The 21,755-nt window shown below is 61.7% G+C and carries 21 protein-coding genes; 6 read left to right on the plus strand and 15 right to left on the minus strand.

All coding sequences use genetic code 11. The features are described from left to right. Positions 1-52: 52 nt before the first annotated feature. The 5 genes from NKJ81_RS32750 to NKJ81_RS28960 all read right to left on the minus strand — a co-directional run bounded on the left by NKJ81_RS32750 (position 53) and on the right by NKJ81_RS28960 (position 5,810). Positions 53-646 carry a Y4oE-related protein gene (locus NKJ81_RS32750; RefSeq protein WP_502904347.1) on the minus strand — a complete coding sequence of 198 codons (594 nt, stop codon included), beginning with the start codon at positions 644-646 and terminating at the stop codon, positions 53-55. Positions 647-1,494: 848 nt separating this feature from the next. Further along, positions 1,495-2,580 carry an MBL fold metallo-hydrolase gene (locus NKJ81_RS28945; RefSeq protein WP_352542522.1) on the minus strand — a complete coding sequence of 362 codons (1,086 nt, stop codon included), beginning with the start codon at positions 2,578-2,580 and terminating at the stop codon, positions 1,495-1,497. Next, positions 2,568-3,119: a hypothetical protein gene (locus NKJ81_RS28950; protein WP_352542523.1), complete on the minus strand. Its 552-nt coding sequence runs from the start codon at positions 3,117-3,119 to the stop codon at positions 2,568-2,570. Before NKJ81_RS28950 ends, NKJ81_RS28945 begins: the two co-directional genes overlap by 13 nt. A 38-nt stretch (positions 3,120-3,157) precedes the next feature. Next, entirely contained in the window at positions 3,158-3,607 is a 450-nt protein-coding gene (locus NKJ81_RS28955; RefSeq protein WP_352542524.1) for a (2Fe-2S)-binding protein, read from the minus strand. 13 nt (positions 3,608-3,620) lie between these two features. Then, positions 3,621-5,810 carry a xanthine dehydrogenase family protein molybdopterin-binding subunit gene (locus NKJ81_RS28960; protein ID WP_352542525.1) on the minus strand — a complete coding sequence of 730 codons (2,190 nt, stop codon included), beginning with the start codon at positions 5,808-5,810 and terminating at the stop codon, positions 3,621-3,623. Between the two features lie 169 nt (positions 5,811-5,979). Here NKJ81_RS28960 and NKJ81_RS28965 point away from each other — a divergent pair, with 169 nt between their 5' ends. The 5 genes from NKJ81_RS28965 to NKJ81_RS28985 all read left to right on the plus strand — a co-directional run bounded on the left by NKJ81_RS28965 (position 5,980) and on the right by NKJ81_RS28985 (position 10,409). Further along, positions 5,980-6,915: a LysR family transcriptional regulator gene (locus NKJ81_RS28965; protein ID WP_352542526.1), complete on the plus strand. Its 936-nt coding sequence runs from the start codon at positions 5,980-5,982 to the stop codon at positions 6,913-6,915. A 672-nt stretch (positions 6,916-7,587) separates the two neighbouring features. Continuing rightward, positions 7,588-8,907, plus strand: a complete 1,320-nt coding sequence (locus NKJ81_RS28970) for a DUF2130 domain-containing protein (RefSeq protein WP_352542527.1) — start codon at positions 7,588-7,590, stop codon at positions 8,905-8,907. A gap of 187 nt (positions 8,908-9,094) precedes the next feature. After that, the gene (locus tag NKJ81_RS28975) at positions 9,095-9,442 is read left to right on the plus strand and encodes an ArsR/SmtB family transcription factor (RefSeq protein WP_352473191.1); all 348 of its coding nucleotides are present in this window, start codon (positions 9,095-9,097) and stop codon (positions 9,440-9,442) included. 1 nt (position 9,443) lies between these two features. Further along, a complete protein-coding gene (locus NKJ81_RS28980; protein WP_352542528.1) occupies positions 9,444-9,950 on the plus strand; it encodes an SRPBCC family protein in 507 nt (168 codons plus the stop codon). Between the two features lie 6 nt (positions 9,951-9,956). Then, positions 9,957-10,409: an MAPEG family protein gene (locus tag NKJ81_RS28985; RefSeq protein ID WP_352542529.1), complete on the plus strand. Its 453-nt coding sequence runs from the start codon at positions 9,957-9,959 to the stop codon at positions 10,407-10,409. An 852-nt stretch (positions 10,410-11,261) separates the two neighbouring features. Here the strand turns inward: NKJ81_RS28985 and NKJ81_RS28990 are convergent. From NKJ81_RS28990 to NKJ81_RS29020, 7 genes are all read right to left on the minus strand, one after another. Then, entirely contained in the window at positions 11,262-12,140 is an 879-nt protein-coding gene (locus NKJ81_RS28990) for an SMP-30/gluconolactonase/LRE family protein (RefSeq protein WP_352542530.1), read from the minus strand. A gap of 35 nt (positions 12,141-12,175) precedes the next feature. After that, positions 12,176-13,138, minus strand: a complete 963-nt coding sequence (gene kce / locus NKJ81_RS28995) for a 3,5-dioxohexanoate:acetyl-CoA acetone transferase (protein ID WP_352542531.1) — start codon at positions 13,136-13,138, stop codon at positions 12,176-12,178. After that, positions 13,135-14,082, minus strand: a complete 948-nt coding sequence (locus tag NKJ81_RS29000; protein ID WP_352542532.1) for a 3-hydroxyacyl-CoA dehydrogenase — start codon at positions 14,080-14,082, stop codon at positions 13,135-13,137. The genes kce and NKJ81_RS29000 overlap by 4 nt, the downstream gene beginning before the upstream one ends. An 11-nt stretch (positions 14,083-14,093) precedes the next feature. After that, complete coding sequence (locus NKJ81_RS29005) at positions 14,094-14,900, minus strand: SDR family oxidoreductase (protein ID WP_352542533.1); 807 nt, start codon at positions 14,898-14,900, stop codon at positions 14,094-14,096. Positions 14,901-14,913: 13 nt separating this feature from the next. Then, a complete protein-coding gene (locus NKJ81_RS29010) occupies positions 14,914-16,986 on the minus strand; it encodes an ABC transporter permease (RefSeq protein WP_352542534.1) in 2,073 nt (690 codons plus the stop codon). Then, positions 16,983-18,521, minus strand: a complete 1,539-nt coding sequence (locus NKJ81_RS29015; protein WP_352542535.1) for a sugar ABC transporter ATP-binding protein — start codon at positions 18,519-18,521, stop codon at positions 16,983-16,985. Before NKJ81_RS29015 ends, NKJ81_RS29010 begins: the two co-directional genes overlap by 4 nt. A 71-nt stretch (positions 18,522-18,592) precedes the next feature. Further along, complete coding sequence (locus NKJ81_RS29020; protein WP_352542536.1) at positions 18,593-19,720, minus strand: sugar ABC transporter substrate-binding protein; 1,128 nt, start codon at positions 19,718-19,720, stop codon at positions 18,593-18,595. A gap of 230 nt (positions 19,721-19,950) precedes the next feature. Here NKJ81_RS29020 and NKJ81_RS29025 point away from each other — a divergent pair, with 230 nt between their 5' ends. Continuing rightward, on the plus strand, positions 19,951-20,631 hold the full coding sequence (locus NKJ81_RS29025) for a GntR family transcriptional regulator (RefSeq protein ID WP_352473177.1): 681 nt from the start codon (positions 19,951-19,953) through the stop codon (positions 20,629-20,631). 41 nt (positions 20,632-20,672) lie between these two features. Here the strand turns inward: NKJ81_RS29025 and NKJ81_RS29030 are convergent, their stop codons facing one another. The 3 genes from NKJ81_RS29030 to NKJ81_RS29040 form a co-directional block, all read right to left on the minus strand. Beyond that, entirely contained in the window at positions 20,673-20,852 is a 180-nt protein-coding gene (locus NKJ81_RS29030; RefSeq protein WP_352542537.1) for a hypothetical protein, read from the minus strand. Positions 20,853-20,857: 5 nt separating this feature from the next. Further along, entirely contained in the window at positions 20,858-20,986 is a 129-nt protein-coding gene (locus NKJ81_RS29035; RefSeq protein WP_352542538.1) for a hypothetical protein, read from the minus strand. 97 nt (positions 20,987-21,083) lie between these two features. Next, the gene (locus NKJ81_RS29040) at positions 21,084-21,590 is read right to left on the minus strand and encodes a nucleotidyltransferase domain-containing protein (protein ID WP_352542539.1); all 507 of its coding nucleotides are present in this window, start codon (positions 21,588-21,590) and stop codon (positions 21,084-21,086) included. Positions 21,591-21,755: the final 165 nt, after the last annotated feature.

Consider the following 21,755-nt stretch of genomic DNA (forward strand, 5'->3'; position numbering starts at 1 on the left):
TTAACGTGGCAGTCGCTGAAAAGCTTTCGGCGCTGCGCACGGAAAGTTACTTTCAGGAACGCGCCGCCCGTGCCGACCTTCCCAAGGCGCTGCATATCCTGAAGCGGGCCGGCAAAGGGAAGGCGCCGATCAAGGGCGATGAATTGCCGGAGTAATGTACCCCGAGGGGTAGAGCGGTACGGCTCGTACCGGAGTTTTGCCTGCGTCCAAAGCGGCCGCCGGGCGGAGGACTGCCAGTCAAGGCTGGCGCAGCACGCGCCACAGCGATGCGGCTCTGGCCTTGACGGGCTGGCTTCGGTCCGGCGTTCTCTCGACAAGCAGGCAGTTCCCTCGTCGAACATGATTTCCCTATCGGGAAAAGCCTGGACGAACCTTCTCCGACTCTGCTCCCACTTCGGCAAAGATAGGCGAATACCCGAAACCAGAACCGGTACTCCCGTATCCGCCCGTAGCAATACGCCGACACCGCGCACCAGGCGATTGCGGTTGCGGCTGTCTTTCCCCACAGGGCAGTCGCTGCCTCTGCAGCTTCAGGCACGGTCCGTTTCTGCACGGCGGCATCGCGGTTGAAGGCATCCAACAGATTGGGATCGCTCACCGCCCGATGGTGAGATGCCGCAAGAGGGCTCTGCGCTGGCAATTCCATGGCGGTTGAAGGGTGACGTGAGGCAGACGCTTCACTGCAAGCTGAGGGGTTCTCGGCTGAAGCCGGAAGTTGGGTTGGACGGGATCTTAATATCGCGCCTCCATTTTTCAGCCGCGGAAACAGCAGCCAGCCCGCCGCCTCAGGATCTTAGGACGCTGCTCGCCGTGAAAAGAACTGTTCCGGCATGTTCTGCCGGGCGATGCGCACCAGATCGCTAAGCGCCGAGCGGATTTGCGGCCAGGGGAACTCGGAGCATCCCCCCAGGCCTTACCCTCGTGCAACACGGCCTCAAGCTTGCCCGCCACGCCGGCGACAGTCGTGGCAGGCGTCGTTGAGAACGCTTCCAGCAGATCCTTCGCCCGGTCGCCAGCCTCGCACTCGGCCTTGAGCGCGGCGGTGTCCGCTCCAAGCGGCCGACATCCTTTGCCCGCAGCTCAAGCGCCGGCAAATCTCCGCCGCCAGCCTCGCGCCGAAAGACTGTGTGAGATATCCGGGCTAGATATGCGCCACATTGATGCGCGCCTGCCTTGGGTGACTCCGAAGGCTGTGACAACCCACTTTGGTCTGCTACGTCGGTCCAGCATAGCTGCAGAAACGACTTCATGTCCAAGTTCACGCAGCTTGCGCGCGAAAGGCGTGATCTCACAGCCTCCATGCCAGCCGCCCGCCACGATAACAACGTTCGCCATCCGTCAACTCCTCGTCAATGCCCTGCCGTGGGGCACGTCAAGCCCTGCCGCCGTGCAATTGCGAAGGCTTTTGCTGTGGATAGGTTCTGACGTTCGACCATTGCCAATACCTGCTCAGGTTCGCAGGCCGTGAAGGTTGAATCCACAAACAGTATTGCGTTACAGCCCGGAGATATCCGGCTTGCCCTGGACGACGAATGTTTCGAGCATCGCCCAGCAATTGTCGCGCAGGTAGGTTTCGGTCCCGGCGAGCCTGTCGCGCCATTTCGTTAGCAGCCCATCATGCATCTGGGAGACCAGGGCCTGTTCATAGCCCTGATGAAGGTCCCAGGCTGTTTTGCCACTGCGCCCTGGCGGATGCTGCTTCAGGAAGGCGGGAAAGGACAGGCTCGCGTAGGCCTGTTCGGCCGCCTCGACGAGGTCCTTCACCAGTTCGACCTGGGTCTCGACATCCGCGCGGTTTCCAGGACGACTGACGTGGCCGGCGACCAGCGTCTCGAAGTCGTAGGCAAGAACAGTGCGGTGTGCTTCGACGAAGCCGGGAATATCGACGGCGACGCCGAGATTCTTATAGGGCATCCAGCCGGGATAAACGACGTCGATGAACATCAGGGTCTTCTGGCGTGGCGCGAAGATGAAGATGTTGTCGATCGAATGGTTGATGCCCTTGTAGGCCAGTTCGAGGCGTTGGTTTCCCTGCTCAAGGGTATAGGTCGTTTCGAAGGTTACAGTTGGAGCCGGGCGCCGCTGGTCCTTCCGCGATGAGAGCAGTTCGGCTGTCCGGGCGTGGGCGACGATCGTAACGTCCTTTGCAAACAGATGCGCGCCGGCGATATGGTCGACATGTTCGTGGCTGTAGACCAGATGCGTCACCGGCTTGTCCGTGACGTCCGCGATAGCCCTAAAGTAGTTTTCCCCAAGGCTGGGTGGCGCATCGCAAGCGATCACCCCGGTCGAAGAGACAAGAAACATGGTGCTGTAGGCACCATCCGTAACCCAATAAAGCCCATCGCCAATCTGCTGGACAAGGTAGCCTTTGCCAGGGTCGACCACAGGTCCCGCACCAGGCGTCGTAGTCGTGCTGCTGGCCGCAAGGGCGGGATGAATGCCGCACCCGCACAACCCGGCCCGGGCGGCTGTCGCACCGGCCACATATTGCAGGAAGTGGCGGCGACCTCGGTCGGCGGCGCCTTTGTTCAGTGAGTTGCGATCCGGCAGATCCTCAGGGTTGGCTATTTCGGACACTCAGCTCCGCTCCTCATCCAGGTTTCGGCATCCATCACGAATTCCTCATAGGGGATCGGCGGGGTCGTTCGTGCTTGCCCGGTCCGATCGGTACCTGGTGACCAGGCCCATCTCACAAGCGCCGATCTGAGATGGTTGATGACCTGATCGCCAGTGCGGTTTCCGTTGTGCCGCGGGTCTTTCAAATGTTCGCAGAGCTCAATTGTCGAAAGGCCGTCCCAGCCCATGCTGAGTGGCGCGAGGCGCCAGTTCTCGTCGGCGCCGGGGACGCCGCTGGCCGCATTGTTCGATTTTCCATGACAGGATGAACATGGCAGGCCCGCCGCACCATGATCCGCGGGTCCACGCGCCACACGAAACAGATGTCGATGCCGGTCGTCGCCCTGGCGCGGATAGTCAGTCAATGTGTGGCAATTCTGGCAACGCGGGCTTGTCATGACGCGGGCGACCGTCGCGAAGGCGTCGGCTGAGGCCGTACTGCCGCCGTTCGTTTGCGACCACAGCGGCTGCACGAACGCCGAGACGGCGGCAATCGTCACGCCGACGAGCGCTCCCAGCGCAAGCCGATGGCCAGTCATCACGCATCACCCGCAGCGCGATGCACCGCGGCGCGGATGCGGGCATAGGTGCCGCAGCGGCACAGATTGGTGATTGCCGCATCGATGTCTTCATCCGTCGGATGCGGCTTGTCGTTGATCAGCGCGGCGGCGGCCATGATCATGCCGGACTGGCAATAACCGCATTGTGGAACCTGCTCTGCGATCCAGGCCTGCTGCAAGGGATGCGAGCGGTTATCCGAAAGTCCCTCGATCGTCGTGACATGTTTGTCCTCAGCTTCACCGAGCGAAAAGGAACAGGAGCGCACGGGCTGGCCATCGACATGCACTGTACAGGCGCCGCAGGCAGCGATGCCGCAACCGAATTTAGTGCCCGTCAGGCCGAGGTGATCGCGCAATGCCCAAAGCAGCGGCATGTCCGGCTCGGCGTCGACCGTGACCGCGCGACCATTGACGGAAAATCGTGTCATTGCGTTGCTCCCGTCAGATCCGCTGGTAGCCGCTGCGCGAAATCGGCAGGGCTCGGATGCGCTCGCCTGTCGCGGCGAACACGGCGTTGCAGAAAGCGGCGTGCGTCGGCACGGGACCAATCTCCCCGACGCCTGTCGGCTTGGCGCCGCTCTCGACGAACTGAGTCGTGATGACAGGCGTCTCGGACACGTGCAGCGGGTCAAACTGATCGAAATTCGTCTGCTCGATCTCGCCGTCTGCGAAGGTTACCTCGGTGCGCAGGCCGGAAAGTCCCCAGACCACGCCGCCCTCGATGTTGGATTTGGCAATGCCTGGGTCGAGGGTCTGGCCGATATCGACGGCGCTCCAGACATGGTGACACTTGATGGTCTTGTCCTTGACGGAGAGTTCGACGACTTGCGCGATATAGCCGCCGAATGCTTTGGCGAGCGCCAGACCGCGGAATCGCCCCGCCGGTAATGCAGCCTGCCAGCCGCACAGCGCGCCGACAGCGTTCAGCACCGCGACCGCGCGGGGATCGGAAGCGGCAAGTCTCAGCCGATACGAAAGCGGGTCAGCATTGGCGCGGTGCGCCAACTCGTCGATGACGCTTTCCAGGACGAAATTGTTCGGTCCGTGGCCGGTCGTGCGCCAGACGGAAACCGAGAGCGGCGTGTCGACGCGATGTTGTTCGACCGCATAGTTCGCAATGGCGTAAGGCGTCTCAGTCAGGCCCTCGACGGCCATGCCATCGTATGCCGCCGGCGGCATGATCGGCCGCGCCCAGTCGCCCTGTGCCTTGATGACACCGCGCGGGAATATGTAGAGCATGTGGGACGGCGAGACGACACGATGCGTCATCGCCGCCGGCAACCCGTCATTGCCGAGAGACGCCTTCACCGCATGGACCATTGGCGGCCGGTAGGCGTCGTAGCGGAAATCCTCTTCCCGACTCCAGATGACCTTGACCGGGCGGCCGGCGGCCTTTGCAACCAGGATCGCGATCTTCGCGAAATCCGCGAGCAGCCGCCGCCCAAAGCCGCCGCCCAGCAACGTTCTGTGGATGATGATCTGGTCGTCGGCGAGACCCAGCATCTGCTTGGCGACAGCGTGGGTGATCTCGACGCCCTGTGTCGGGATCCACAACTCGCACCGATCGTCCGTCACATGGGCCGTGCAGTTCATCGGCTCCATCGTCGCGTGCGCCTGCACCGGGATTTCGAAGATAGCCTCCAGCGGGCTGTCGGCAGCCGCCAGAACGGCAGAAGCGTCGCCCGCTTTGACTTTCGTGTCGAACGACGCGGATTTCAGCAGCGCGCTATATTCGGCCCTTTGGCCACTGGTTGAATATCCGGCGAGTGGACCCGGCTTGAATGTAAGCTCTGCGCCATCGAGAGCCCGCTTCGCCGTCCAGTAGTCATTGGCAACGACAGCGAGGCCGGACGGGATTTCGACGACGGCAAGCACACCGCGCTCAGCCTTGATCGCCGTTGGGTCGAAGGCCGCCAGCGATCCCCCTTGCGAAGGAGCGCGGCGGATGGCGGCCACCGCCATGCCGGGCACTTTCACGTCGATGCCGAAAATCGCCGAGCCATCGACTTTCGAGGGTATGTCGACGCGTGGCTGCGGCTTGCCGATCAGTTCCAAGCTGCTTGTCGGCCTGAGATGAGGATCCTTTGGGATATCGAGCCTTGCCGCGTCAGCGGCAACCGAACCAAAACTCACCACCCGGTCAGTCGGATCATGATGGATGCGGCCCTGGTCGACGCGAAGGCTCGCAGCGGCAACCCCCAGACGCGTCGCGGCCGCGCCGACGAGCATCTCGCGTGCGGCGGCGCCAACGGTGCGCATGATCGGGAAGAAGGTCGAGATCGATTCGCTGTTGCCGGTGAACATCCATTGATATTGCGGGTGCCGGTATGCGGGATCGAAATCGGCCCATTCAAGCGCGACGCGCGACCAGTCGGCGCCGAGTTCGTCGGCGAGCACCAGAGGAAGGGTGGTTTGGATGCCCTGTCCCATTTCCGACTGGGAGAGCATGATCGTCACCATGTCGTCTGGATCGATGCGCAGCCAGGCATTGATGAATTTGTCGGGGAGTGAAGATGCGGCCCGCGCTTTGACGGTGACCTGCGCCGACAGGAGCAGAGCGCCGGTCGCGACCAGCAATTGCCTTCGATCCAGTGGTCCGACCTTGGTCGGTGCGCCCAGTGGACTATCCATCAAGTTCAGCGATCCCTTCTTGCGACCGGCCACTGCCACGACCGAACCTCTCGCCTTCGAACATAGGATGGGTCATTATTCGTTCAACTGAAATCGCTGGATATGTGATATGAACAATTCGGATATCATGGCCGAACAGGATGGCTGGTGCAGCAAGTAGGAGATGCAGTTGACTAGCAAAGCCAACACTGATCAGCAGAAACTGCGCCGGCTCGACTTCACCATGCTGACGATCTTTCGGGATCTCGTTCGATTGCAAAAGACAACGCTTGTTGCGGCTACGCTGGGTGTCAGCCAGTCTGCCGTCAGCCATGCGCTGGCTCGGCTACGGGAACTCTTCGACGACCCCCTGTTCGTCAGGCGCCCGAACGGTCTGGAACCGACACAGCGTGCCTCACAGCTTCTCCCACAAGTCGAAGTCATTCTTCGACTTGCCCAGGATGCACTCAAGGTTCCCACGCACTTCGACGCCGAAACATCCACGCGCTCGTTCCGGCTCGCCGGCAACGACCTTGTCGGCGCCGTGATTGCCCCGCCGCTGATAAGGACGTTGCGTGCCGAGGCACCTGGATGCCGGGTGGCGTTTCAATTCGCTGTCGGAACCGAAAGCCTGAACGCCCTGCGCACCAACGAAATGGAGATGGCGATCGGGCGCGTCTGGGATCTGCCCGACGAGTTCCGGGCCGTGCCAGTCTTCGAAGAAGACTTTGTCGTTGTTGTCAGGAAAGACCATCCGGTCGCTCACGACGCGGCGATGTCGCTCGAAGAATACCTATCGCTCGATCACATCCTCGTCTCATTCAGGGGTGGATTTCATGGGATGGTCGATCAGGCTCTGAAGAAGCGCCGGCTTCGGCGCCGGGTTGTCGCCAGCGTCCCGATGTTCATGACGGCCATGGGCGTTGTGGCGAGCGGCGATCTCTCTTCAACGGTCCCGGCCCGGCTCGCCGCCAAATACGCCGATCAGTTCGGGCTTGCGGTCCTGAAAACGCCACTCGCCATTGATCCGTTTACGTTCAGCCTCGTGCGGCATGCACGATCGACGTCGGACGTTGGCCTGGATTGGTTGTCGGCAAGGATAATCGAGAGCGCCTGCCCGCCCTGACCCAAGAAGGAATAAGAAGAAACCATGGCCTTGTTCGGGATTTGACGCACACCGGACTCTTGGTCACGCTGGACCGATGACAAGGGGCGTGCTGCTGGACCTCGCAGGCGTCAACCATGGTGGTAAGACCGCTATACCAGGCGAGGTCGACGCCGTCGCGCAGTTGCGGCAGTCCGGTTTGGCCGACGCATAGTAAGCAATGCCACGCGCTCTGTTGGTTTGTCTACGCTATTATAGCCGTGCAGTACGAAAACTACAACAACTTGAACATGTTAGTGGCAGCGCAATCGTACAAAGACCGGCATTGGGAAACAACAGTAAAGGTCGCCTGACAAACTCCTAATTTGTAGGTCACAGGTTCGATTCCTGTGGGATCACCACTCAGTCACAGCAAATATGGCCCAAGCTAAATTAGAGCAAGGCTAGGCGATTCCGTTACCGGCCATCCTGGTCGGTGACCCACGAGCTTTCAAAGCAGCCATCAGCATAGGCCCGACCGAAAACTCCCGGGCCCTCGCCTTCTCAGTCAGCACGCGCAGATACATCGCCGATCACATGGACTTCATGGAGCCGCAGAAAAATGGTTCACTTTTTGTTCTTTTCCGAAAACGCGTGGCGAGATATATAGTCTGGCGTGTCCTTTAACTGATTCCTCAGGGAGGCAGCGCGCAGATGACCGTCCAGCCCATCAATACCATGCTGCAGGGGGACAGGATTCTCAATGAACCGACAATCAGCTGCCCAAGCTGCAAGACGGAAATCAAGCTCAATGAGTCGCTCGCGGCCCCTTTGATTGCCGCCACGCGTGAAGAATACGAAATGCGCCTGGCGCAGAGCCAGGCATCGATGGCTGCCAGAGAAGAGGAGCTCAAGCGCCAGCAGGCCGAGATCGTCGCCGCCAAAGAGGACATCGCCGACCAGGTGGCTGGGCAAATCAAGCTTGAGCGTGCCGGAATCGCGGTCGAGGAAGCCCGCAAGGCAAAATTGCTGCTTTCGGTAGACCTGGAGGACAAGGATAAGAAGCTTGCCGAGCTGGAGGCGACGTTGAAGGCGCGCGACGAAAAGCTCACCGAGGCCCAGCAGCAACAGGCGGAATTCCTGAAAAAGCAGCGTGCGCTTGACGACGAAAGCCGGGAGATGGCGCTGACCATCGAAAGGAAGATCCAGGAGGGGCTGGACGCCGTTCGCGTCAAGGCGAGGTCGGAAGCGGAAGACGGGCTCAAAATGAAGGTCGCGGAAAAGGAAGAACAGATCGCAGGCATGCAGCGTCAGATTGAGGAGCTGAAGCGCCGTGCGGAACAGGGTTCCCAGCAGCTGCAGGGTGAAGTTCTGGAGCTTCAGCTGGAAGCCCTCATTGCCGGCCGGTTCCCGATGGACGTCATTGAACCGGTTGCCAAGGGTGAGTTCGGCGGAGATGTCCTGCACCGCGTCGTCGGACCGGCCGGCCAGCCATGCGGCGCCATTTTGTGGGAATCGAAACGCACCAAGAACTGGAGCCAGGGTTGGTTGGGGAAGCTCAGGGCTGATCGGCGGGCCGCAAAGGCGGACATTGCGCTTATGATCTCGGAAGCTCTGCCTGCCGGTGTGGAAACCTTCGATCTTCTGGACGGGGTCTATGTCGCCCATCCCAAATGCGCGATGCCGATCGCAATCATGCTGCGACAATCACTCATCGAGCTGGCGAACTCCCGCCTCGCCCAGGACGGCCAAGCCACTAAAATGGAGCAGGTCTATGGCTATCTGACCGGTCCGCGGTTCCGCCATCGCGTCGAGGCCATCGTCGAAAAGTTCTCTGATATGCAGGAGGACCTGGCCAAGGAACGCAAGGCCACAACACGCCTGTGGGCCAAGCGGGAGGCTCAAATACAAGGCGTAATCGAGTCGACCGCGGGGATGTACGGCGACTTGCAAGGCATCGCTGGAAAGGTGATGCAAGAAATTGACGGCTTGCAGGTCCTGGCCATTGAAACATCTCCGCCCGGTGCCGAATAGGCAATCGGTATGCAGCTCAACAGGAAAACGATTGGCAATCTGGAGCGGCTTCCCCAGACATACCCATCGGACTCCTCGGATAGGGTAAGCAAAAGAAGCCCGCCCACCCGAGGCAATCGTCGTGCCTAGCCGACAGCCTCTTATCTAAGGTCTTGACTCGTTAATCGCCATATGGCTATATAGTCATATGGCAATATATGGACCCACCGGCGACCGTCTGAGCAAGGCATTCTCGGCCCTCTCCGATCCCACGCGACGCGCGATCCTGGCCCGCCTTGCGACGGGCGAAGCCACGGTGTCGGAACTGCTGGCACCATTCGAACTCAGTCAACCCACGATCTCCAAGCATCTCAAGGTGCTGGAGGATGCGGGTTTCATCGAACGCGGACGTGATGCGCAGCGGCGACCGCGCAAGCTGGTGACAACGGCTCTCAAGGATATTGCCGACTGGGTAGAGCCGTTTCGCAGCCAATGGGAAGACAGGCTCGACAATCTGGATCGCCACCTCGAAAAAATGGGCAAAAAGGAGAAGTAGCATGCTGGCAGGGATCGCGAACACCGACCTGATACTCGACCGGGACAAGCACACGATCATTCTGACGCGCGTGCTTGCTGCGCCCTGTGAACAGGTCTTCGAGGCATGGACGCGGCCGGAGCATGTGGCATGCTGGTGGGATCCATCAGGCGAACCGCTCGCACAATGCGAGATCGACCTGCGTCCGGGAGGGGCCTTCAGGTTCGTCAACCGGCACCCCCCTGGCGCCAACCAGTTCGCTGGCGTCTATCGCGAGATCGCACCGCCGCGTCATCTCGTCTTCGAAGCAATGGGGGCGATCGGGCGTGTCATTCTCGACGAGACTGGCGGCAAGACGTTTTTGACGGTGAGGATCGAGTGCGGCTCGGCGGAACGGTTGGAGCAATATCTGAAAATGGGCATCGACACCGGAACGGCCAAGACATTGGACAACCTTGCCGCACATATTGGCGCGATGGCACAACGGACATCCAGCTCTCCGTCAACTGCTCCGAGCAGCGGCGAGTAATATTAGATGCAACAATCAATCTGGACAGCGGCAGATGCGGCTCTGGTGGCGTATGCCATCAGCTGCGTCGTTCTATGCCTTAATCTTCTGATGCTCTGGGCTTCCAGCGGGGCGATCCGCGCGAAGGGTGGCGTGGCAATCAATCCGGAGGATGGGGCTCGCTATGGTGTACCCGTGTCAGAAATTGACCCGCCAACTGTCGCGCGGCTCCTGCGCGCACACCGCAATGCCGAGGCCACGATCTATCCATTTCTGCTGCTGGGCCTGCTCTTTGTTTTCACGGGAGGAAAGGCAGCAATTGCAATTCCCATTTTCGCAATTTTTGTAGTCGCCAGGATCGTACATTCGATAGTCTATCTGAAGGCCATGCAGCCTTGGCGCACGATCGCTTTTGCAGTCTCCCTGCTCGCAATCGTTGTCCTGATGGGCGCCGTAGTCCACGATTTGCTCTTTGCCTGAGGTAGAACCGTATGTCAGTACCGAATCCAATCCTGTCGTTCACGGACGTCGTCGCCATCGAGGCCTGCGTGTCGACTAGCGAAAGACTGACGAGGACGTCTGTTTGGGGTCGAACTTGCCTATTGGGAGAGCGGACATTCGCGGACCGCCACACTGCTATAGTCAATGCTATGGATCGACTCCAGCACCTGGTGCACGCGCGGCGGCCGTGATGATTTTGTCGGGATCGTCGGTCCAGACGAAGGGCTATGACTGCAGCTTGTGGTCGATGACGAAGCGGTTGATAGCGGAAACCAACCTGCCCTCAACACAGGACTGGTGATAGCCGGCGCACCGCCTGTCGTGCTGCCGCCATCGGTGCTCTTCGTTTTCTGAAGCGCTTTTTCGTGGACTCAATCGTAAGAGCATCGTCAGGGCGACCTGCGGTTTTCCACTATTATGATCGGCTCGTGCCCGAATTTTCTACCAACGTCGCCGCGATTCGAGTATTAGGTTCGACTTATGGAGCGTCGACACGCCATCCGAAGGATCAAGGACGGGCTTTGGGAGGTCTATGACATAGACAATGAAAAGGTTGTCTTCGTGGACAGCGTAGCTCTGACCAATTTGCGGGACGAAGAGGCACTCGATGCATTGGAGTTGCTAATGGGTGGATTTCTTGTTGCGAGCAGGTTTCCAAGGCTCGCTTGATGGTTTCTCCAGGAACGCGCACGTCAGGCGAAAGCGCCTCAAGCCTCTCATTGTGGGTTCCATCAGAACCGCAGGGCACGAGTTTCCAGCGCCGGTTGCCCTGCGGCGGGAGGTTGGGGTGGCACCAAGCAGGCAGGAAGGACATCGCCATTACGCACCGATTTACGCGGCAAATCTTGGCTCGGGAACTCCCGTCACGCCGAGGCCGGTGATGGCAAAAAGGCTGCCTCGTAAAACTCCGTCGCCCGGAAAGCGCGGCAGCGGCGGCTTGGCCATCGAAGTGACGTACAGGGTGTCGAGCCTCGGCCCGCCGAACATGACGCTGGTGATCTTCTTGACGGGCATGTCGATGATGCGATCAACGCTGCCGTCGGGCGCGTAACGCACCAGCCTGCCGTCATAGACCAGCGCGTTCCAAAGGAATCCTTCCGCATCGACGGTCGAGCCGTCAGCCGCCCCGCCCCGGCTGGTATCGACACGCGTGAAGGTGCGCCGGTTGGTGGCGGCACCGGTTGCGATGTCGTAGTCGTAGGCCCAGATCTCGCCGGTCCAGGTGTCGGCGAAATAAAAGGTGCGGTCGTCCGGGCTCCAGCACGGACCGTTCGAGCAGATGATGCCGGAATCTATTCTGGTAACCGAGAAATCCGGATCGAGCCGGTAGAGTCCGCCGGAGGGTCCCTCTTCCATCGTGTCCATTGAGCCGGCGAAGAAGCGGCCGCGCCGGTCGACCTTGCCGTCATTGAGCCGGTTCATCGGCCTGTCCGGCTCCGGATCGTGAATCGGCGTCACCTCGCCGGTGGCGAAATCAAGCAGATGGAAACCGCGCTGCAGCGATACCACCGCGCCACCTCCGTCCTTGCGCAATGCCATCGAACCGATCTTCATCGGCACGTCCCAGCAACGGATCTCGCTCCCGTCGGCGGTTGCCCGAAACACACGCCCGTCGAAACTGTCGATCCAGTAGAGGCGCTCCTGTTCAACGTCCCACAGCGGTCCCTCGCCCAGCGTGGTCTTCACGTCCACCACGACTTCGATCTTCATGCCGTCCTCCTCTGTTCGAACCTTGCAGAAACCGGTCAGAACGCGACCTGATCGCCGCCCTTCAATGACAGGATTTCGCGGGCCTCGTCGGGCGTTGCCACTTCCATGCCGAGGCCTTCGACGATCTTGCGGGCGAGCACCACCTGCTCGGCATTCGACTTGGCAAGCCTGCCCCTACCGGCCCAAAGACTGTCTTCGAGCCCAACGCGAATGTTGCCGCCAAGCGCTGCCGATTGTGCCGCGATGCGCAACTGGCTGGCGCCCGCACCCAGCACCGACCAGCGGAACTGGTCGCCGAACAGGCGATCGGCGGTGCGCTTCATATGGGCGACGTCTTCCGGGTGCGTGCCGATGCCGCCGAGCAGGCCGAACACCGACTGCACGAAGAACGGCGGCTTCACCAGCCCGCGATCGGCGAAATGGGAGAGGTTATAGAGATGGGCGATGTCGTAGCACTCGAACTCGAAGCGCGTCCCATTGTCGTAGCAGGTTGCCAGTATGTATTCGATGTCCTTGAACGAGTTGCGGAAGACCAGATCACGCGTCGCTTCCAGATGCGGCTTTTCCCAATCGAACTTGAACGTCTCGTATTTGTCGGCGAGGTGATAGAGCCCGAAATTGATCGAGCCCATGTTGAGCGAGGCGACCTCCGGCTTGAATTGGGCGGCGGGGCGCACACGCTCCTCCACCTTCATGTACGGACTGCCGCCGGTGGTGATGTTGATGGCGGCATTGGTGCCTTGCTTGACGCGCGGCAGGAAACGCGCGAACGCCTCTGGCGTCTGGTCGGGCTTGCCGGTCTGGGGGTCGCGGGCATGCAGATGCAGGATCGCCGCACCCGCCTCCGCCGCCGCGATCGCCTCGCGCGCGATCTGGTCCGGCGTGATCGGTAGATAAGGCGACATAGTCGGCGTGTGGATCGCCCCCGTCACCGCGCAGGTGATAATGACCTTGCCGCTGGGTTGCTGGGCGCCGGGCTTGCGGCTTGTTTGCGTCATTGTCCAAACTCCTGATCCGACTTTTTCTTGTGCGCCGCCAGCGCCATCAGCCGGCGGTCGCGCCAGACCTGCCGTTCGCCGAGTTCTTCCCGCGGCAGGCGCTTGCGGCGCTCGGCCTCGATCGTCTCCATGACCTCGCCGGCCCAGTCGACGCGGCGCAGCATCTGCGGGAAGATGTTGGAATAGATCGCCTGATAGCGCTCGACATAGTCGCGCACACCACCCGGTGCATTGAGGTCGACCGTCTCGAACGGACCCATGAACGACCAGCGCAGCGCCAGCCCGTCGCGCAGGCCAGTGTCGACGTCCTCGACGCTGGCATAGCCGTCGGCGACGAGCCGAAACGCCTCCTCCAACAGCGCGCCTTGCAAGCGGTTCATGATGAAGCCGTCGAGCTCGCGCTTCATCACCAGTGGCGCATGGCCCGCCTCGACAAGAAACGCGCGGGTCCTTTCCACCGTTTCGGCGGAGGTCCATGGCGCCGGCACCACCTCCGCTGCCGGGATGAGATAGGGCGGATTGATCGGGTGCACGACGAGGCAGCGATGGCGCCCCTCAAGATGATCGGTGAATCTCGACGGCAACAGCGCCGAGGTGGAACTGGCGATCACCGCCTGCGGACCGGAAAGTGCGTCGATGCGGGAGAACACGTCACGCTTCACCTCGAGGTTTTCCGGCGTGTTCTCCTGGACATGGACGGCATCGGCCAGGGCCTCGCCAAGCTCCTCCACAATGGTGATGCGGCCAAGCACGGTATCGACCGCCTGTCCCCGCAGCAGATCGTTGGCGGCAAGGTCGCCGAGCACCCCAGCGATATAGTCGCGCGCACCGCTGGCCGCGGCCAGCGCCTGGTCCCACATGCGCACATCATGGCCGGCACGAGCGAAGCTGATCGCCCACGCTCGCCCGATGAAGCCGCTTCCGACAATTGCTACGTTCGCCATGATCTCCCCCCTCAGAGTGTCTCGACGTTGCCGTCGACGCCGAGCGACTGGCCGGAAATGTTGATGCCCGCATCGGAAAGCAGGAAGGCCACCATCGCCGCGACATCGTATGGACTGGTCATGCGGCGCAGCGAGATGTTCTGCAGATAGCGTTGTGTCATCTCCTCGTTTGAAACGCCGAGCTGCTTTGCCCGGTCGGCAATGACCTTGTCGATGCGCGGCCCTTCGATGATGCCGGGCAAGATGGCATTGACCCTGATCCCATGCGGTCCGAGTTCCTTGGCAAGGCTCTGGGTCAGGCCGACAACGCCGAACTTGGCAGCCGAGTACGGCGTGCGGAACGCGTAGCCATGGCGGCCGGCGGCCGAAGACATCGAGACGATCGAGCCGCCGCCCGCCGCCTTGATCAGCGGCACGGCACGGCGCGCGCACAGGAACTGGCCGGTCAGGCAGATATCTATGCAGCGCCGCCAGTCTGCCGGATCGATCTCATCGACCCCGCCGGTCGGCCCGGCAATGCCGGCATTGTTGATCAGGGCGTCGAGCCCGCCGAGCTTCTCCTTTATGGTCTCGAACAGCCGGTCGACATCGTCGTCGCGTGAAACGTCCGCTTTGACTGCGCCGGCGAGTGTGAGCCTCTCTGGAGCGGCGGCCAGCGCCTCGTCGGAAATGTCGCAGATCACGACACGCGCGCCGAGCCTCGACAGCGTCTCGGCAATGGCAAAGCCGATGCCGCCGGCGCCCGCCGTGACCAGCACGCGTTGGCCTTTGAGCCCGGTCAGGAATTCGTCCGCCGATGCCGGTGCGCTGGAGCTCATTATTCCATTCCTTTCATTGAATCCGCCTTTCGCGCAGCGCCATGACCGCAGCGAGCACCACCAACCCGAACAGGATCGCCCGCGTTGCATAAGGCAGCGTCGTGCCGGCGAGCAGCATCTGCAACGCCGTCAAAAGCAGCACGCCCCCCAGCATTCCGAGATAGTGGCCGCGCCCGCCGGTGATCAGCGCACCGCCGACGACGACTACGGCGATCGAGGGCAGCAGATAGTCGTCACCCATCCCGAGGCTGGCCTGGCCGGAAAAGCCGGTCAGCATGATGCCGACGAGCCCCGCGCAGACCGCCGACAGCACATAGACGAGGATGAGCGTGCGCCCGACCGCGATGCCGGAGAGCTGGGCCGCGCGCAGGCTGTTGCCGATGCCATAAACCCGGCGGCCAAAAGGGGTGCGGCCAAGCAGCAGCACGGCAAAGACGACGAAGGCGATCATGAACAGCACCACCGGCGTCACAACGAATACCTTCCCGGTCATGAACCAGCGCAGCATCGGCGAGGAGAAGCCGGCCGGCGTACCCTGCGAGTAAAGCAGCGCGACGCCTTGCAGAATGCCGTTGGTGGCCAGCGTCATCACGATCGGCGAAATGCCGAGGAAGACGATGCCAATGCCGTTGGCAAGACCGATCAGGCAAGCTGTGAGCAGCACCGCCGGCAGCGCATAGGCAAGCGCACCATCCGAGCCGTTGACCATGCCGGCAAGCAGGATGCCCGAGAGACCGATCGTCCACGGTACAGACAGGTCGAGCCCGCCGGTGAGGATTACGCTGCCTTGCCCAAGCGCCAGGACGGCGAGGAAGCTCGACAGCACGAAAAGCGAGTTCCAGTAGGTGACGTTGACGATGGCGCGTCCGAGCCAGATCTGGGTGACGATCACGACGACGGCCAGGCAGACATAGGCCGGCAGCGCATAACGCAGCGTCTCGGCATTGCGTATATGGAAGGCCGGCTGCGGCGCCTGCTGATCGTCGGTGCTGCCACGCGCGATCCATAGCCGCCGGTCGGTGCGATCGATCTGCGAGGGCAGCATTCCGGCGCGCCATGCGGCCGACCGCGCCCGCAGCGCACGCAGTTGGCGGGCGAGCACGGAGCCATGCGACAGCGAGCCGGCAAGCACGGCAAGGATCAGGATCGTGCCCTCGGCGATCGTCGAATAATAGGCCGAGACGTTGAGTACGAGCAGGATGTTGACGACCATCATCAGGATGTAGGCGCCAAAGACGGTGCCAACCGGCCCGCCTTGACCGCCGCCCAGCCTTGTACCGCCGACGACGACCGCCGCGAACATCGACAGCAACAACGGGTCACCGACGAGCGGATCGCCGCTGCCCGTCTGTGCGCTGATGAAGACGCCGGCGAGCCCGTAGCAGCCGCCGGCTATGACATAGACCAGGAAGCGCACGAGAACGACGCGCACGCCGACTGAAGCGGCCGCGTCCGGATCGCTGCCGACGGCATAAAGCGCCGTCCCGAAGCGTGTGCCTTTTAGCCAGAACCAGCCGAGCAGGACGACGCCGATGGCCACCAGCGGCATCGGTATCCAGCCGGCGATAGCATCACCGAGATAGAAGGCGCCAAGATCGGGCGAGACGAAGCCGCCCGGCTTGTCCATGACCAGCAGTGTTACCCCCTGCAGGATGAACATGGTCGACAGCGTGACGACGATTGGCTGCATGCGCAGGACGGCGATGAAGAAGCCGTTGAAGGCGCCGACCAGCATGCCGACCCCAATTCCGGCCAAGGTCCACAGCGCGACACTGGTGCCGGTCGCCATCGGATCCATACCTTTTGCCAGGACGACATTGACCAGCGAGATCACCGCGCCGGCGGACAGGTCGAAACCGCCGGACAGGATGACCACCGTCTGGCCGATCGCCGCCAGCGCCGAGGTGGCGCCGCCGCTGGAGAGAAACGAAATGTCGAAATAGGTGAGCCGCCCGGCACTGACCAGATCGACGATGAGCAGGAGCACCGCAAAGACGATCGCCGCGATGATCGCGCCGCTGTGCCGCGCGAGAAGCCGCGTCAATGTCGCGGCCGGTGCCGCGGCGGGCAAACTCGTCACGCTCATTCCGCCGCCTCCCGGACCAACTCGCCTTGCCCCAGCGCCGGTCGCATGATCGCGCCTTCCGTGATGTGGTTGCCGGCAAGCTCCGCCACCAGGCGACCGTCATAGAGGACGAGCACTCGGTCGCATTGATGGACCAGCTCGGGAATTTCGGTTGAATGCAGAAGGATCGAGCCGCCGGCCGCCACATAGTCGCGCATCATCACATAGAGCTCGTGCTTGGTGCCGACGTCGATGCCGCGGGTTGGGTCGAAGAGCAGCAGGATGCGGCTCTCGGCGACCAGCCATTTGGCGATGGCGATCTTCTGCTGGTTACCGCCCGAAAACGCCCCCGCCCTCGTCCACATGGCGCGGTGGTCGACCTCGACCGCCGAGAAGGCGGACTGGACGGCCCGCGCCTCCTCGTGCCTGCTGATCAGGCCAAATCGGGTAAAACGCGCGACGACCGGCAGCGATACGTTTTGCCGGCCCGAGAGCTTCAGGAACAGGCCTTCGGTCTTGCGGTCCTCCGGCACCAGCCCGATCGCCATGTTGGCCTTGAGCGCATCGGCGGGCGAGCCGAGCCACACTTCGCGCCCGTCGACCAGTATATGGCCGCGCTCGATCTCGGCCATGCCGAAGCAGGCGAGGAACAGGTCGAGCTGGCCCATGCCCTGAAGCCCGGCAATGCCGAGAATCTCGCCCTTGCGCAGGTCGAAACCGACGCCGTCGAGCTTCATGCCGGTCTTGAGATCGCGTACGCCGAGCACCGGCGGACCGAAGACCGCCTCGCTTTCGGGTTTCGGCGGAAAGGTCTGGGCGATGCTGCGACCGATGATCTTTTCGATCACTTCTCCATCCGGGACGTCGGCCACCGGCGCCGTCACGATGTGACGGCCGTTTCTGAGAATGGTCAGCGTGTCGCAGAAGGCCCGCACCTCTCGTATGCGGTGGGTGATGAACACGACCGTCGTGCCGGCGGCGTTAAGTCGCGCGATGATGCCGCCCAGCCACTCGACATCGCCGCCCGACAGCGTCGAGGTCGGTTCGTCGAGCAGGAGGATGCGCGGCTTGCGATAGAGCGCGCGCGCGATTTCGATCTTCTGGCGGACGGCGAGATCGAGGGTTGCGACCTCGGCGTCAAGATCGACCGAAAAGCCGAGATCTGAAATGTGCTGGCGCACCGCCCTGCGCGCGCTCGCCCGCCTGATCAGGCCGCTCGAGCCGACAGGCGCGTAGGGCAGCAGCATGTTGTCGAGAACGCTGAGATCGCGCACCAGCGTCATTTCCTGGAAGGCTGTCTGCACGCCTTTGGCGTGCGCGGCGCGCGGCGAACCGAGTGGCGCCGGTTCACCAAGAATGGTGATTTGCCCTTCGTCGGGCCGCACCAGTCCCGACAGCAGCTTGACGAGCGTCGACTTGCCGGCACCGTTTTCGCCGAGCAGCGCGTGCACGCTGCCCGAAACGATCTCAAAGGAGACGCCATCGAGGGCGACCGTCGCACCAAACGCCTTGCGGACGCCCTCTATGCCGACAGCTGTCGATTGCGCTGACATCATGATCCCAGTCCCGGCCTGCACGGGGTGCGTGGGAGGGCCTCCAAAGCACCCCAGGCCCCATTCGGAGAGCCTTACTCCTCGGGCTGGCCGACAAGGGCGGCCGCGAGACCGATTTCAGGTGTCTGGTCGGAGAAGATCGAGGCGAACCAGCCGGGGTTGGAGACCAGCGACGGTTTGAAGGCGTTACAGCCAGCCTTCATCTCTGCCCAGGTGCCTTCGTTACAAAGCTTTATCGTGTCGTTGGTGACGACCGGCAGTGGCAGGATCGTCTTCTTGGCAACCTCCTTGCCGTCAAGTGCCTCGACTGCAAGCTTAAGGGCAAGCGCGCCGGAATAGGGCGGCGATGCATAGGAGATACGCGGCGCGCCGAGCGGCGCATAGGGAGAGGCTGCGCCCTCGACCTCCGTGCCCTCCGGCAGCATCTGGATGCGCCCGCCATTGGAGCCCTCGCCGGCGCAAGGCAGCAGTTCGCTGCTCTTCTTGCCGGCCTCGAGCTGCATGGAATTGGCGGTGAAGCAGCCGACCTGCATCCACAGCCCATTTATGTCGTCCCAGCTGCGCGTCGCCAATATCTTGGAAAGTTCGGTGCGGGCCACCGCCTGGCTCCACATACCGACAGCCTCGCCCACGATCTTGATGTCGGGATGCTTGGCAAACACCTCCTTTGCGGCCTTGGTGCGCAGATCGTCGACCGAGGTGCCGGGAACGCCGGTCACTGCGATGATGTTGCCCTTGCCATTGAGCTTCTTGACCAGCCACTCCGCCGTCACGCGGCCAGCCTCTTCCTGATCGATATGGACGTTGTAGGCGCAGGGCTCTGTGATCTCGGCATCGTAGGCAAACACCTTTACCCCCTTGTCGCAGGCGTTCTTCACCACCTGGTTGAGCGCTGTCGGCGAGATCGGGAAGATCACGATGGCTTCGGCACCTGCCTGCACCATCGCGTTGATCTGCTGGATCTGGCGCTGTGCGTTCGGCCCGGCCACCTGAACCTGGAGGTCGACCTTGTCGGCCATGCTCTTGTGCGACGCCATCGCCTTGACCATGTTGGCGGCCTCGGCCTGCCAATCATTGCCGATGAAGCTCATGCTGAGAAATATTTTGTGCTTTCCGGCCGCCTCGGCCGCCGACATCCCAAAGGCGCAAACAGCCATGCCGGCAAGCAGCGCGAGCCGCCGGGCTTTCGATCCGATACCCATTCGAAACTCCTCCCAATTCAGACGACCAAATGCCTCCCAAGGGCACGAAACGTGCTCCTTGTCATTCGACGCAGCTGACCGTATCATGATTTGATCAAAGATCAATGATGAAATGCTAATGGGTAAAAGCCGGATACGCCGGCGCTTGACGCGGCAATCCGAACCTTGCATTCCGGGCACAGGCGCCGGGTAGGACAAGAGCGTCGCCGTTTGGGGAAAGGTAGGCACAGATGGCTGGGGCGGCATTCAGGAAGCCGGGCGTCGAGATTACGCCGCTGTCCAGGGAAACCCTGCAGGACAGGGTCTACCGGCACGTCACCGAGTTGATCCTCGACGGCAGTATCGTTCCAGGTGAAATGGTGACGGTGCAGAGCCTCGCAGACGCTTTCGGCGTCAGCCCGATGCCGGTTCGCGAGGCACTGCGGCGTCTGAGCGCCGCCAACGCATTGATGGTGGTTTCTGGCCGTTCGATCGGTATCCCGGCATTAAGCCGCGCGCGACTCATCGATCTCAGGAACGTCAGGTTTGAGATCGAGGCGATCGCCGCCGCATGGGCGGCCGAGCGAATGGACGATCCCAGCGTGGCGCTGCTGCGCCAGCATCTGGACGCACTCGAACAGGCCAATGCCGCCGGCGACGTCAAATCCTACCTCAGGGCCAACTACGCCTTTCATTTCTCCATCTATCGAGCCGCGGGTTCGGAAAACATGCTCAACATCATCGAGAACCTGTGGCTGCAGATCAGTCCCTATTTCAACATGCTGCACGATTCTGGAAACTATTCGACCGCCAACCAGCACCATCAGCAGATGTTTGCAGCGCTGCGAGACCGCAACGCGGAAGCTGTCCGGGCCGCGGTTCGCGCTGACATCGACGCGGCTTTCACAGTGCTGATCAAACTGCTGAAGTAACATTCAGGTCGCCACAAGCGACATGCCGCCTCCATTGCTGATCAGACTTCCAGTTCTTTTTCCGCCCACTCCGCGAACTCTTCCAACTTGTCGAGCAAGCTCTCGGCTTCGGGTAGTGATTTTGCCCTGATTCCGTATTGAGCTTCGTCCTTCTCATGGAGAATGCTCCGCAACCGGCTGGCCTGCGCTGCAGGAAGGCGATTTCCAAGCGCATCGCGCATGGTTTTCACCACGGCCGCATGATCCGCGCGGTTGATCGTTCCTGCAAATCGGGCAGTGAGCGCACGGCGTATGCTATTGCCGCATTCACGATCTGCGACATAGCCGGATTGCCGATGTTACCCGTTTCAGACATTGCACCTCCAAACGGGCAGCCTTCAAATATGAGCGGGCGATGCGCAATCGCTCCTCGCCAAAGCCTGTCTCGACTACTTTCGTCGCACCTCTTCTGGTCATGCCAACGCCTTCTGGCGAGTTTTTGTTGCGAGTTCGTCCGGGCGTGGACCCAAGACGAGCAGGGCATTTGCTTCGACGCCGCCCCACCAAGGGTCTCCCGTGCTCGACAGCCTCGCCACATCCTGCGGAGTGAGTCCCACCACCGAGGGATTGAAGCCAAGCTCTTCACCGTGGGTCACCAGTGCCTCACGGATCTCTTGGAGCGCGCTTTCTAGCTTTTCGGATGGCGTAACCACTGCGATGTCGAGATCGCTGTCTGGACGGTCCTCGCCCCTCGCCACGCTGCCGTAAATCCAGGCCGCGAGTACGTTCGGCCGAACTGCGGAGACCGCCTCAGTGACTAAAGCGCGAATGTTGGAATACCTAAGCGCCTCCTGCTCAAAGAGGGCTTCCAGTGATGTCGCCAGTGGATGGCGATCATTCAACCGATAAAGACGAGCCCTGCCCGTTCCCTCTGAAGATACGATGCCAATCCCCTCCAAGGTTGCGAGAGCAGACCACACGCTTGCCCTCGCAAGCCCGCTACGAGCCGCAAGCACGTCGACTGCCGGATATCAAATCTGATGTTTTGTTTTCTAAACAGATGTCCTGTTATCTGAGCCTTGGCGGCTGCTGCGCCGCAATCACCAATGTATCCGAAAGATGTTGATCGCCACGTTCATCCAGTC

The organism is Mesorhizobium sp. M0018 (genome assembly GCF_040323955.1).
In the GTDB taxonomy this organism is placed as follows: domain Bacteria; phylum Pseudomonadota; class Alphaproteobacteria; order Rhizobiales; family Rhizobiaceae; genus Mesorhizobium.

What these genes read in the sequence shown, in the direction of transcription:
- NKJ81_RS28970 (WP_352542527.1), top strand. Translation starts at nt 7,588, where the DNA reads ATGACCGTCCAGCCCATCAATACCATGCTGCAGGGGGACAGGATTCTC.
- NKJ81_RS29030 (WP_352542537.1), bottom strand. Translation starts at nt 20,852, where the DNA reads ATGCGCGATGCGCTTGGAAATCGCCTTCCTGCAGCGCAGGCCAGCCGG.
- NKJ81_RS28985 (WP_352542529.1), top strand. Translation starts at nt 9,957, where the DNA reads ATGCAACAATCAATCTGGACAGCGGCAGATGCGGCTCTGGTGGCGTAT.
- kce (WP_352542531.1), bottom strand. Translation starts at nt 13,138, where the DNA reads ATGACGCAAACAAGCCGCAAGCCCGGCGCCCAGCAACCCAGCGGCAAG.
- NKJ81_RS29015 (WP_352542535.1), bottom strand. Translation starts at nt 18,521, where the DNA reads ATGATGTCAGCGCAATCGACAGCTGTCGGCATAGAGGGCGTCCGCAAG.
- NKJ81_RS28980 (WP_352542528.1), top strand. Translation starts at nt 9,444, where the DNA reads ATGCTGGCAGGGATCGCGAACACCGACCTGATACTCGACCGGGACAAG.
- NKJ81_RS28975 (WP_352473191.1), top strand. Translation starts at nt 9,095, where the DNA reads ATGGCAATATATGGACCCACCGGCGACCGTCTGAGCAAGGCATTCTCG.
- NKJ81_RS32750 (WP_502904347.1), bottom strand. Translation starts at nt 646, where the DNA reads ATGGAATTGCCAGCGCAGAGCCCTCTTGCGGCATCTCACCATCGGGCG.
- NKJ81_RS29010 (WP_352542534.1), bottom strand. Translation starts at nt 16,986, where the DNA reads ATGAGCGTGACGAGTTTGCCCGCCGCGGCACCGGCCGCGACATTGACG.
- NKJ81_RS29020 (WP_352542536.1), bottom strand. Translation starts at nt 19,720, where the DNA reads ATGGGTATCGGATCGAAAGCCCGGCGGCTCGCGCTGCTTGCCGGCATG.
- NKJ81_RS29025 (WP_352473177.1), top strand. Translation starts at nt 19,951, where the DNA reads ATGGCTGGGGCGGCATTCAGGAAGCCGGGCGTCGAGATTACGCCGCTG.
- NKJ81_RS29035 (WP_352542538.1), bottom strand. Translation starts at nt 20,986, where the DNA reads ATGTCTGAAACGGGTAACATCGGCAATCCGGCTATGTCGCAGATCGTG.
- NKJ81_RS28960 (WP_352542525.1), bottom strand. Translation starts at nt 5,810, where the DNA reads ATGGATAGTCCACTGGGCGCACCGACCAAGGTCGGACCACTGGATCGA.
- NKJ81_RS28955 (WP_352542524.1), bottom strand. Translation starts at nt 3,607, where the DNA reads ATGACACGATTTTCCGTCAATGGTCGCGCGGTCACGGTCGACGCCGAG.
- NKJ81_RS28990 (WP_352542530.1), bottom strand. Translation starts at nt 12,140, where the DNA reads ATGAAGATCGAAGTCGTGGTGGACGTGAAGACCACGCTGGGCGAGGGA.
- NKJ81_RS29000 (WP_352542532.1), bottom strand. Translation starts at nt 14,082, where the DNA reads ATGGCGAACGTAGCAATTGTCGGAAGCGGCTTCATCGGGCGAGCGTGG.
- NKJ81_RS29005 (WP_352542533.1), bottom strand. Translation starts at nt 14,900, where the DNA reads ATGAGCTCCAGCGCACCGGCATCGGCGGACGAATTCCTGACCGGGCTC.